This window comes from Pseudomonas helmanticensis, assembly GCF_900182985.1.
Taxonomy (GTDB): Bacteria; Pseudomonadota; Gammaproteobacteria; order Pseudomonadales; family Pseudomonadaceae; genus Aquipseudomonas; species Aquipseudomonas helmanticensis.
Genome location: NZ_FXUY01000002.1, coordinates 164828 through 177002, shown reverse-complemented (window position 1 = coordinate 177002; position 12175 = coordinate 164828). Strand labels below are relative to the sequence as shown.

The following is a 12175-nucleotide window of genomic DNA, read 5'->3' as shown; positions in this document are numbered from 1 at the left end:
GGATTTTTGGCAGAGCGTCGGAAAAACCGTGCGGTTGTAGGTGAAAGCTGACGCTGGCAATAGCCAACGTCAGCGGTACGGCGATTACTTCAATGCAGCGAAAGCGCGCTCGGCGGCATCCAGCGTCAGTTGCAACTCGGCTTCGCCGTGAGCGATCGAGGTGAAACCGGCTTCGAACGCGCTCGGCGCCAGGTACACGCCACCTTCCAGCATCAAGTGGAAGAAACGACCGAACAGTGCCGCGTCGCTGGCCATCACGTCTTCAAAGGTGACGATGTCGTCAGCGCCGCTGAAGTACAGACCGAACATGCCGCCGGCCTGAGTGGTCACGAACGGAATGCCTGCGGCATCGGCACGTTGTTGCAGGCCATCGAGCAGACGCGTGGTGTAGTCGGTCAGCTCGGCGTGGAAACCCGGACGGCTGATCAAACGCAGCGTGGTCAAGCCGGCGGCCATGGCCAACGGATTGCCCGACAGCGTGCCGGCCTGATACACCGGGCCCAGCGGCGCGATGCGCTCCATGATTTCACGCTTGCCGCCGAAGCAGCCGACCGGCATGCCGCCGCCGATGATCTTACCGAAGGTGGTCAGGTCAGGATTGACCCCGTAGTACGCCTGAGCACCGCCGAGGGCGACGCGGAAACCGGTCATCACTTCGTCGAAAATCAGCACCACGCCATGTTTGTCGCACAGCGAGCGCAGGCCTTCGAGGAAACCTGGTGCTGGTGGTACGCAGTTCATGTTGCCGGCCACCGGCTCGACGATGATGCACGCCACTTCCTCGCCAACTTCGGCGAGCATCTGCTCAACCGCGTCGATGTCGTTGAACGGCAGGGTCAGGGTGTGTTTGGCGAACGCTGCCGGCACACCGGCCGAGCTCGGTACGCCTTGGGTCAGTGCGCCGGAACCGGCCTTGACCAGCAGGCTGTCGGAGTGACCGTGGTAGCAACCTTCGAACTTGATGATGCTGTCGCGACCGGTGTAGCCACGGGCCAGACGGATTGCGCTCATGGTCGCTTCGGTGCCGGAGCTGACCATGCGCACCATGTCCATCGATGGCACCAGCGAGCAGACCAGATCGGCCATCTCGGTTTCCATCGCGGTCGGCGCGCCGTACGACAAGCCGTGTTGCAGCTGATTGCGCACCGCGTCGAGCACGTCCGGATGGCTGTGGCCGAGGATCATCGGGCCCCACGAGCCGACGTAATCGACATAACGCTTGTCGTCTTCGTCAGTAACGTAAGCGCCTTCAGCGTGTTTGAAGAACAGCGGCGTGCCGCCAACGCTCTTGAACGCGCGAACTGGCGAATTGACGCCACCGGGAATGTGTTTCTGGGCGTTGGCAAACAGGGTTTCGGAACGAGACATGATCGGGCTCTCAATCTTCAGGATTTGAACAATTCGTTGAATGCGCGGGCGCGGCGGGTCACTTCGGCGGTGCTCTCGGCACCGAACAAACCGTGAACCACGGCAAGCAGATCGACCCCGTGGGCCACCAGTGGCGCAGCGTTGTCGAGGCTGATGCCGCCAATCGCGCAGATCGGCAGGTGCAGCGTGCGCTTGGCGTCGTCGAGCAGATCGAGGCTGCAGGACGGCGCGCCGGGCTTGGTATTGGAATTGAAGAAGCGACCGAAGGCGACGTAGCTCGCGCCTTCTTTGGCGGCTTGTTCGGCCAGCGCGATTTGCGCGTGGCAGGTCGAACCGATGATCGCTTTCGAACCGAGCAGGGCGCGGGTCGGCGACAACGGGCCGTCGGTCTGACCGAGGTGCACACCGACGTTGAGGCGCGCCGCCAGTTCAGCGTCATCGTTGATGATCAGTTGCGTTTTGTAGCGCTCGCACAGATCGCGCAACGCTTCGGCCTCGCGCAGACGGCGGGCCTCGTCGTTGCTCTTGTCGCGGTATTGCAGCAGGGTGACGCCGCCTTCCAGCGCCGCCTCCACATAGGACAGAAACTTGCCGGCCAGCAATTCGCTGTCGGTAATGGCATACAGGCCACGTAGTTTCATCGGGCAGACCTCACGACGTTACGAGCAGAAATCCAGCGGCAAGCGACGCGGGACGAACTGGCCTTTGCCCAGTTGTTCGGCATCGCGAAGGGTGCGCCAGGTGTAATCCAGTGCGCTGCGTACGGCGCTGGCCAGGTGTTCGCCTTGGGCCAGCCGGCCGGCGAGGGCGCTGGCCAAGGTGCAGCCGGAACCGTGATAGCTGCCCGGCAGACGCTGGCAGACAAAGGTTTCACGCAGGCCATCGCGGCTGTACACGCGATTATGGATTTCAGTTTCGTCGCCGTGGCCGCCGGTGATCAGCAGGTTTTTGACGAACGGCAGGAGTTTTTCAGCGCACTCATCCGCCGTGCCTTCGGGCAGTTCGGCGAGGATGCGGGCTTCAGGAAGGTTAGGCGTAGCAATGATCGACAGCGGCAGCAGACGCTCACGCATCGCATAGCCGACCTCGTCCTTGCCCAGGCGTCCGCCGCCACCGGCGCGCAGCACCGGGTCGCAGACCACTGGCAAATGCGGGTGCGCCGAGAGCAGTTCGACAACGGTGTCGACCATTTCCAGCGAACCGAGCATGCCCAGTTTGACCGCTGCGACTTCGGAGTCGTTGAGCACGGCATTGGCTTGAGCCAATACCCACTCACGGTCGAGGACGCGGAAGTCAGTGACGTTGACGGTGTCTTGCACGGTCAGGGCGGTGACGGCCGGAGCCGCATGGCATCCCTGCGCGAGCAGGGCTTCGATATCTGCCTGCAAGCCGGCGCCACCACTTGGGTCGTGGCCGGAGAGACAGAGGACAACGGGGCGGGAGCTGTAGATATTCATGGTGCGCGAGCTTACCACCAAAGCTGATTTTCGGGTGTGGCTGGCGGAGCAAGATCAAAAGATCGCAGCCTGCGGCAGCTCCTGCATGGATCTGGGTTTTCCCAGTAGGAGCTGCCGCAGGCTGCGATCTTTTGATCTACCTGACCAACCCAACAGCTCTAGCTCGCTACTTTGCTCTGGAACGCCCGTTCTAGAGCCTTTGTAGGAAAAATTTCAATGGTGCTCAATGGCCATCAACGGCTATGCTAGTCTGGATCCAAACCAATAACAGGTAATACCGGTTTTACGTCTACTCAAAAGGAATGGGGGGCTTCCTGACACAACCGGACGAGCCACGCTGGGGCTTCAATGCGCTATTTGCTGATGTTGCTGTTCTGCTTGCCCCTCATGGCGAGCGCCGTCGAATTCGACGAATTTACCCAGAGCCTCCCTCTGGGCCGGTCGCTGCAAGTGTTCGAAGACCCGAGCGGTCAGGCGAACATTGCCGATGTTCGCGCGCAAGCTGCCGCGGGCAATTTCAAACCTCACGATAAAGCCACGCTCAACGCCGGTTACTCGCGCTCGGCGTTCTGGCTGAAAATCGACCTGCACTATCGCCCGAGCAATCCTGCCGCCCAACGCACCTGGTTGCTGGAACTGGCGTATCCACCGCTCGATCATCTCGACCTGTACCTCGCCGATGCCGCTGGCAACTATCGCCTCGTCCGCCAGACCGGTGACGCCTGGCCGTTCGCCAGCCGCGAAATTCGCCAGAACAACTACCTGTTCGACCTGGCTTTCGAACCGGATCAACAGCAAACCGTGTACTTGCGACTGGCCAGCGAAGGTTCGATCCAGGCGCCGGTGACGTTGTGGTCGAGCACTGCCTACCTCGAAGACCAGCCGGTGCGCCTGTACGTGCTGGGCATTATTTATGGCGTACTGCTCGGGATGGTGGTCTACAACCTGTTCATCTATCTGAGCGTGCGCGACACCAGTTACCTCTATTACATCTTCTACATTGCCTCGTTCGGCCTCTATCAACTGTCGGTGAATGGCGCGGCGGTCGAGTATTTCTGGCCAGACAATCCGTGGTGGGCCAACGCCGCCACACCGTTTTTCATTGGTTGCGCCGGCCTGTTCGGCAGCCAGTTCGCCCGCAGCTTCCTGCAGACCAAAACCCACAGCCGCTGGCTCGACCGTTTGCTGATCGGCCTGATTGCATTCGGTGCGCTGGTCATCGGCCTGTCGCTGATGACCAGTTACGCGCTGGCCCTGCGCCTGGCGACGACGCTGGCCCTGACCTTCACCGTGGTGATTTTTGCCGCAGGGATTCTGGCCTGGTGGCGCGGTTTGCGCGTGGCGCGGTACTTCATCATTGCCTGGTCGGCGTTTCTGCTCGGCGGCATCGTCAACACGCTGATGGTGCTCGGCCTGCTGCCGAACGTGTTCCTGACCATGTACGCCAGCCAGATCGGTTCGGCCATCGAAGTGGCGTTGCTGTCGCTGGCGCTGGCCGACCGCATCAACGCGATGCGCGAACAGCAAGCGCAGACGCTATACGACGCCGGGCAGAAACTCGAAGTGCTCAACCAGCAACTGGCCCACAGCAACAAGCTCAAGGACGAGTTTCTGGCGACCCTGACCCACGAACTGCGCACGCCGATGAACGGTGTGATCGGTTCGCTGGAGCTGATGCAGACCGTCGAGATGGATCCGGAGCTTGAGCAATACCAACAGACCGCCGCCGGTTCCGCCCGCGACATGATGCGCATGGTCAACGGCATCCTCACCCTCACCGAATTGCAGGCCGGCAAGCTCAAGGCCGCGCCGGGCAGCTTCAGCCTGCGCGCCGTTGTCGAGGCGCTGCGCGTGCAGTTCGATGGCAATGCCTCGAGCAAGTCGCTGGACTTCAAGGTCGATGTGCTGCCGACTCTGCCGGATCGCCTGCACGGCGACAGCGCCAAACTCGCACAATGCCTGGAATGCCTGCTGGATAACGCGATCAAGTTCACCCGCGTCGGTGGTCTGGCATTGCGCGTCACCGGCAAACCGTCGACGGACAATCGTCTGGCGCTGTCCTTTGCGGTGATCGACACCGGCATCGGTTTCACCGATCTGGGCGAGGCGACGATGTACCAGCGCTTCTTTCAGCTCGACGGTTCGATGACTCGCGAGTACGGCGGGTTGGGCGTCGGTCTGGCGATCTGTCGGCAGTTGGTGGAGTTACTCGGCGGCAAGCTAACCCATCGCTCGGAACCCGGGCGCGGTAGTCGTTTCCAGCTTGATGTCGAGTTCGCCTTGCCGGTGGTCGAGGCTGTGCAAATTGCCCAGACTTCCCGCGATTGCGTGCGCGCGCCGCAGGATTGCACGGTGCTGCTGGTGGACGACAGCAGCGTCAACCAACTGGTGATGCGCGGCATGTTGCTCAAGCTTGGCTTTCGCGTGCGCACGGCCGACAACGGTGCGGCGGCGCTCGAATGCCTGCAGCGTGAAACGGTGGATGCGGTGCTGATCGATTGTCAGTTGCCAAGCCACGAAGGCGCGTCCTTGTGCTGCCAGATTCATGCGTTGCCGGGATGCGCCCACTTGCCGGTGTTCATGCTGGCGTTGAACGCTGATCGCGAGCTTTGCACAACCGGTGCGGCGATCGACTACCTGAACAAACCGGTGAAATTCGAAGACTTGCAGTCCGCGCTGGAGCGCCGTGTGCTGTGTTGTTGATAGGGTAAAAGCGCCGCAAATTCGGCGGGTATGACACTTTGTCAGGTCTCGGCGCGGTGCTTAACTGAGTTCCTTGGTTGAGCAAAGGAGCCCGTCATGAACCTGCATCAGTTTGCCGAAACCCACGAAGTCACCAACCAGCCACCGTCGCTGGACGGCACCAACCTGTACCGCATCGACTTACCGTTGCAGGAATGGTCGCGGCGCTTTGGTGCCGGTTGGGCCGAGTCACGGATCGATGCCTACGGCGCGCTCGCGGGCGGGCCGCTGATGGAGGCCGGGTTCCTCGCCAATCAGAACAAACCAACGTTTGCCAGCCATGACCGTTACGGTCATCGCATCGATCTGGTGGAATTTCATCCGGCCTATCACGAGCTGATGCGCACGGCGATCGAGCATGGCCTGACCTCGCTGCCATGGACCCATCCGCAGGACGGCGCTCACGTCGCCCGCGCCTCGATGAGTTATCTGCACAGCCAGGCCGAGGCCGGTAGCGGCTGCCCATTGACCATGACCTTTGCCAGCGTGCCGGCCTTGCGCTTGCAGCCGAACCTCGCTGAGCAATGGCTACCGAAAGTCCTCGCCACCCAATACGACCCGCGCAACGTCGGCATGGCCCACAAGGCCGGTGTGACCATCGGCATGGCCATGACCGAAAAACAGGGCGGCACCGACGTGCGCGCCAACACCACCAAGGCGTATCCGGTCGGTGCCAGCGGTCCGGGCCAGGCCTATGAACTGGTCGGCCACAAGTGGTTTTGCTCGGCACCAATGTGCGATGCCTTCCTGACGCTGGCGCAGACCGACAAGGGTTTGAGTTGTTTCCTGCTGCCGCGCCATCGCCCGGACGACACGCGCAATCAGTTCTACATCCAGCGTCTGAAAAACAAACTCGGCAACCAGTCCAACGCCTCCAGCGAAGTGGAATTCCGTGGCGCGCTGGCGTGGATGGTCGGCGAAGAAGGGCGCGGCGTGCCGACCATTATCGAAATGGTCGCGATGACCCGTTTCGATTGCATGGTCGGCTCCAGCGCGCTGATGCGTCAGGCGCTGACCCAGGCCAGTCACCACTGCGCGCACCGCAAGGTCGGCGGCAAGCTGCTCAGTGAACAGCCGTTGATGCAGAACGTCCTCGCCGATCTGGCGCTGGAAAGCGAAGCCGCGCTGGCCCTCAGTTTGCGCATGGGCAAAGCGCTGGATCATCTGGATGATCGTCACGAAGCGCAATTCGCCCGGTTGGTAACAGCGGTAGGCAAGTACTGGATCTGCAAGCGTGCGCCGGCGATGATCAACGAAGCGGCGGAATGCATGGGCGGCGCCGGGTATGTCGAGGAGAGCATCCTGCCGCGCCTGTATCGCGAGGCGCCGGTGAACTCGACGTGGGAAGGCTCGGGGAATGTGCAATGCCTGGATGTGCTGAGGGCGCTGTCGAAAGAACCGGGTGTGCTCGATGTGTTGTTCAGCGAACTCGGCGACGGCCATGGCGACAAACGCCTGGCCGCGCATATTCAGCAGTTGCAGGCGCAGTTCAAGGACACCAGCGACATTCAATACCGGGCGCGGCAACTGACCGAAGACATCGCGCTCGGTTTGCAGGCCAAGCTCCTGTTGGAGGCCGGAAATTCAACGGTCAGCGACGCCTTCATTGCCAGCCGCCTGAGCGCTGGCGGCCGGGTCTACGGCGCCTTGCCACGCGGTGTGGACGTCGAAGCCCTCGTCACCCGCGCAACCCCCCAAGGTGACTAATCACACAATTCCCCTGTAGGAGCTGCCGCAGGCTGCGATCTTTTGATCTGATCTTTTAAAAACAAGATCAAAAGATCGCAGCCTGCGGCAGCTCCTACAGGGATCGTGGTGGCGCTTATATTGTGCGGTTGCCAACATGCCACTGTTCCCGTGACGCCGCGATGCAGGCAAGATGAAGCTCTGCAAGTCAGAACACAGGAAGCTGATCGTGACCGAAGCGTTTATTGTTGTTCAAACCGCCGAACAAGCCGTGGATCGTCTGGCCGAGCTGCATGAGCGGGCCACCAGTGCGCTGAACTCGGCGCTCAAGCGTTACCTCAAGGATCGCGTCGAACCCGACGCGGCGCAGCGTGCCCTGTTTCGTTATCCCGAACTGCGTCTGACCTATCATTGCCAGGGCGAAGTGCCGCAGACCACCCGCGCTTACGCCAAAGTGCAATTGCCGGGCACCTACAGCGTCACCGTCACCCACCCGGCGGCGTTCCGCAAATACCTGCTCGAACAACTTGTGCCGCTGATGCACGACTTCACCGTGACCGTCGAAGTCGGCGTCAGTCAGCAAAACATTCCGTATCCGTATGTGGTCGAGCAGGGCGATGAACTGGCCGGTTCCGGTGTCACCGCTGCGGTGCTGGCGCGGGTGTTCCCGAGTACCGACCTGTCCGCCGCCACCGATGGCATCGCCGACGGCCTCTACGATTGGGAAAACACCGATCCGCTGCCGCTGGCGCTGTTCGACGCCGCGCGCGTGGATTTCTCGCTGCGCCGTCTGGTGCATTACACCGGCAGCGACTGGCGCCATGTGCAGCCATGGATTCTGCTGACCAACTATCACCGCTACGTCGACCAGTTCATCGTTCATGGCCTGGAGCAACTGCGCAGCGACCCGCGTTTCGTGCGCATGGTCTTGCCGGGCAACGTGATCATCGAGAAGGGCATGGATCACGGCGAAGCGTCGGCGATTGCTGCCGGTGTGGTCTGGCACCGTTACCAGATGCCGGCGTATCACCTGATGGCCAGCGATGGCCACGGCGTGACATTGGTGAACATCGGCGTCGGTCCGTCCAACGCCAAGAACATCACCGACCACTTGGCCGTGCTGCGTCCGCATTGCTGGCTGATGATCGGCCACTGTGGCGGTCTGCGTCAGTCGCAAACCATCGGCGACTACGTGCTGGCCCACGCCTACATGCGTCGGGACGGCATTCTCGACCGCGTGGTTCCGCCGAATATTCCGATCCCGGCACTGGCCGAAGTGCAAATGGCGCTGCAACAAGCAGCGGCGAATGTCACCGGCGAGAAGGGCGACGACCTGAAAAAACGCTTGCGTACCGGCACCGTGCTGACTTACGACGACCGTAACTGGGAATTGCGTTGGGCGCAGGAGCGGCCATTGATCAACCTGTCCCGCGCTGTCGCGGTGGACATGGAAAGCGGCACGATTGCCGCGCAGGGTTATCGCCTGCGGGTGCCGTACGGCACGTTGCTGTGCGTTTCGGACAAACCGCTGCACAGTGAAATCAAGCTGCCCGGCTCGGCCAACGCTTTCTATGAACGCGCGGTCAGCCAGCACTTGAAGATCGGCATCGAAGCGGTGGACCTGCTGCGCACCGAACTCAACTCGCTGCACTCGCGCAAACTGCGCAGCTTCGACGAACCGCCGTTCCGTTAACGGTTAGTCGTGGTCATTTGGCGGTCGGGGCACTAGCATTGTCAGTCCCGACCGTTAGATGTTCTTTTTCGCCATGTCCAGTCCGCAGCGTCCACCTTCCCGCCGCCCCGGCGCGAAGCCTCAGTCTTCTTCACCGCGCCGTGTTGCCAAGGCACCACCGGCCGAGCCGAAACTGATCCTGTTCAACAAACCGTTCGATGTGCTGACACAATTCAGCGACGGTGAGGGGCGGGCGACGCTCAAGGATTTCATCGATGTGCCCGGCATCTATCCGGCCGGGCGACTTGATCGTGACAGCGAAGGTTTGCTGCTATTGACCAACGACGGCCAGTTGCAGGCGCGGATTGCCGATCCTAAACACAAGCTGGCCAAGACTTATTGGGTGCAGGTCGAAGGCGTGCCGACAGCCGAGCAGTTGCAGCGTTTGCGTGACGGCGTCGAACTGAACGACGGTATGACGTTACCCGCCGAAGCACGGCAGCTGGAAGAACCGCAGTTGTGGCCGCGCAACCCTCCGGTGCGCTTTCGCATGACCGTACCGACCTCATGGCTGGAATTGGTGATTCGCGAAGGGCGCAACCGTCAGGTGCGACGCATGACGGCGGCGGTCGGCCTGCCGACGTTGCGCCTGGTGCGGGTGAAGATTGGTGACTGGTCGATCGAAGGGCTTGATCAGGGCCAGTGGAAAGAAGTGCCGGCGCGCCTATAGAGCGCCGGATTCGATCAGGCCGATCACCACACTCTTGATGATGAATGCGGCCACGCCCAGGCCCAGCACGAAGAACAGAATGAACGAGCCAAAGCGCCCGGCCTTGGACTTCTTCGCCAGATCCCAGACGATGAAACCCATGAAAATGATCAGGATGCTGACCAGGCCGGTCATCATCCACTCTTCCAATACTGCAGGATCCATTGGCTATCTCCGGCACTCACGCGGCTAAAAGGGCGCGGCGAGTATACGCCAAGGTGTGCGGGGAGGCATTGATCTGGGGCTGATCCGGAACTGTTGCCCTCACCCTAGCCCTCTCCCAGAGGGAGACGGGACTGACCGAAGTGTCTGGCGTGATACATCGACCTGAAAGATCGAGTCGATTATGGATTCACAGCAGAACGCTCAGGTCGGCGTACTTCTTCAGCATCTCTCGGTCGGCCCCCTCACCCCCTGAGAGAGGGCTGGGGTGAGGGGCTTTTGATCAGTTGCGCAGGTGGGTCAAGGGTAGTTCCGTGCTGTTCAACACCTGATTCAGCACAAAACTCGAGCGCACGCTGGTCACGCCCTCAATCCGGGTGAGATGCCCCAGCAACAGTTTCTGATAGTGATCCATGTCCGGCACCACTACTTTCAACTGGTAATCGGCATCCACGCCCGTCACCAGGCTGCACTCCAACACCTGCGGCAACGTGCGAATCGCCGCCTCAAAATTCTCGAAACGCTCAGGGGTATGGCGGTCCATGCCGATCAGCACGTACGCAGTCAGGCTCAGCCCGAGCATTTTGCGATCGAGCAACGCCACCTGGCGTGAGATGTAGCCGTCGTCTTCCAACTGCTTGACCCGTCGCGAGCATGGCGAAGGCGACAGACCGATGCGCTCGGCCAATTCCTGGTTGGAGATGCGGGCATCGCGCTGCAATTCCGCCAAAATGCTCAGGTCGTAACGGTCGAGTTTGCTCATCAATCTGTCCTTGGTTGTAACTATTGCGGCGGATTATCTATCCAGGGTTAAAAATTGCGCAAGTGGTGTTTATTTCAGCAATCTTCGCAATCATCTGTCGCCGCCTCGGGCCTATTCTTATCACCAGAATCACTGCTCGGTAACACAGTCCACGCGGCCCGCCCTATCAGGCCCGCCGCGGCCGCCACCCCCACCGGGGTTGTGCCGGCCCCCGAGCTGCACACTGTCCAGAAGACGGCGTGAGGTGAGCCGACGTCAAAAGCGTCGAGCCAGGACGAAGTTCTCTAGAAGGGAGGCCGACGGGTCTCCCTTTTTTCTTGCCTGCGATTTCATGCGGTCGCGCTCAATAAATAAGTTGCGCGACTGATAACCTGTTGCAGAACCCGCCGTGGGTATTCCCGGTCTTAGCTACAAGCCCTCTTACCTTTGCAGGTCCCGCAGTGAGGAAAAGCATGAATTCGCGCATCTGGCGTCTGGCCGGTGTTGGTTTGCTGTGTGTGAGTGTCAGTGTGCAAACGCTTGCCGATGAACCGCAGAATCGTGGACCGGATGGCGGTGGCCATGGCCAGGATCATCAGGGCAACAATCAGGGCCATGGCGGCAACAACCAGCCGCGCCCGCAGAACAATCCATCTCAAAATCAGCCGCCGCAGAATCAACCGCGGCCACAGAACAACGAGATCATTCGTGGCGACAACAGCCGCCAGTTCGAGCACAACGGCCAGCAGCACAACAATAATGGCCAGTGGCAGAACCACGATCAGAACCGTCCCGCGTACAACCCCAATCCGGTACGCCAGCCGCCACCGCCGCCACAACTGCCGGCCAACAGCCTGCCGATCCAGCCGCGCCCCGACGCCGTGCGCCAGACGCAGGAGCCACGCCAGGGTTACTACCGCGACGAGCGTCCGCTGAACGGTTACAACAATCAGCATTGGCAGACCAATAACCGGCCGCCCGATGACAATCGCTGGCCGGGGCGTCCGGACGGGCATGGCAATGGGTGGGGGCCAGGCCCGCAATATCGGCCGGGGCATGTGATCGACCGCTTCCCGGACCGCGATTACCGCGTGCCGTATCGTGGTCAGGATTACTTCTATTCCGGCGGTTACTGGTATCGCCCGCAAGGCCCACGCTACATCGTCGTGCAGCCGCCGCGCGGGATCCGCACGCAGTATCTGCCGGATTATGCCCGCGAAGTGTGGATCGGTGGATCGCTGCTGTTCCTCGCCGCCGGTTCCTATTACGCCTATCAGGAAGCGACGCAGGATTACGTGGTCGTCGAGCCGCCTGTGCAGCAACAGCCGCAACCGCAGCCGCAATCCCAGGGTTATGACGTCGAAGCCTATCCGGCCAACGGCCAGTCGCCGGAGCAAGTGCAGCAGGACGGTTACCAGTGTTATCAGTACGCCGTGCAGCAAAGCGGCTTCGACCCGCGCACCGCGACGTATCAACCGGCGCCCGAAGTGGTTCAGGCGTACCGTCAGGCGCAGGGCAATTGCCTGAGCAGTCGCGGTTATCAGGTCAGATAGAAGCAGCTGCGAGCAGCAAGTTTC

10 protein-coding genes are annotated in these 12175 nt (G+C 61.2%); 5 read left to right on the top strand and 5 right to left on the bottom strand.

The annotated features are described in order from the left end of the window. Positions 1–84: 84 nt before the first annotated feature. The 3 genes from hemL to QOL84_RS23445 are packed head-to-tail and all read right to left on the bottom strand — an operon-like array spanning position 85 to position 2825. Positions 85–1368 carry a glutamate-1-semialdehyde 2,1-aminomutase gene (gene hemL, locus QOL84_RS23455; RefSeq protein WP_283438776.1) on the bottom strand — a complete coding sequence of 428 codons (1284 nt, stop codon included), beginning with the start codon at positions 1366–1368 and terminating at the stop codon, positions 85–87. 17 nt (positions 1369–1385) lie between these two features. Further along, positions 1386–2009, bottom strand: coding sequence for a thiamine phosphate synthase (gene thiE, locus QOL84_RS23450; protein ID WP_283438775.1), 624 nt, complete (start codon positions 2007–2009; stop codon positions 1386–1388). Between the two features lie 18 nt (positions 2010–2027). Beyond that, positions 2028–2825: a hydroxymethylpyrimidine/phosphomethylpyrimidine kinase gene (locus QOL84_RS23445; protein WP_016986138.1), complete on the bottom strand. Its 798-nt coding sequence runs from the start codon at positions 2823–2825 to the stop codon at positions 2028–2030. A gap of 348 nt (positions 2826–3173) precedes the next feature. Here QOL84_RS23445 and QOL84_RS23440 point away from each other — a divergent pair, with 348 nt between their 5' ends. From QOL84_RS23440 to QOL84_RS23425, 4 genes are all read left to right on the top strand, one after another. Beyond that, a complete protein-coding gene (locus QOL84_RS23440; protein WP_283438774.1) occupies positions 3174–5528 on the top strand; it encodes a hybrid sensor histidine kinase/response regulator in 2355 nt (784 codons plus the stop codon). A 96-nt stretch (positions 5529–5624) separates the two neighbouring features. After that, on the top strand, positions 5625–7274 hold the full coding sequence (locus QOL84_RS23435; RefSeq protein WP_283438773.1) for an acyl-CoA dehydrogenase family protein: 1650 nt from the start codon (positions 5625–5627) through the stop codon (positions 7272–7274). A 172-nt stretch (positions 7275–7446) separates the two neighbouring features. Further along, a complete protein-coding gene (gene amn / locus QOL84_RS23430; RefSeq protein WP_283438772.1) occupies positions 7447–8946 on the top strand; it encodes an AMP nucleosidase in 1500 nt (499 codons plus the stop codon). 73 nt (positions 8947–9019) lie between these two features. Further along, complete coding sequence (locus tag QOL84_RS23425; RefSeq protein ID WP_129396180.1) at positions 9020–9655, top strand: pseudouridine synthase; 636 nt, start codon at positions 9020–9022, stop codon at positions 9653–9655. On the opposite strand, the gene QOL84_RS23420 is transcribed toward QOL84_RS23425, so the two are convergent. Further along, on the bottom strand, positions 9650–9859 hold the full coding sequence (locus tag QOL84_RS23420; protein ID WP_129395647.1) for a DUF2788 domain-containing protein: 210 nt from the start codon (positions 9857–9859) through the stop codon (positions 9650–9652). The genes QOL84_RS23425 and QOL84_RS23420 overlap by 6 nt on opposite strands. Before the next feature lie 280 nt (positions 9860–10139). Further along, positions 10140–10619, bottom strand: coding sequence for an Lrp/AsnC family transcriptional regulator (locus tag QOL84_RS23415; RefSeq protein ID WP_008081091.1), 480 nt, complete (start codon positions 10617–10619; stop codon positions 10140–10142). Positions 10620–11071: 452 nt separating this feature from the next. On the opposite strand from QOL84_RS23415, the gene QOL84_RS23410 reads away from it, so the two are divergent. Then, on the top strand, positions 11072–12151 hold the full coding sequence (locus QOL84_RS23410; protein WP_283438771.1) for a DUF6515 family protein: 1080 nt from the start codon (positions 11072–11074) through the stop codon (positions 12149–12151). The last annotated feature ends 24 nt before the right edge of the window (positions 12152–12175 follow it).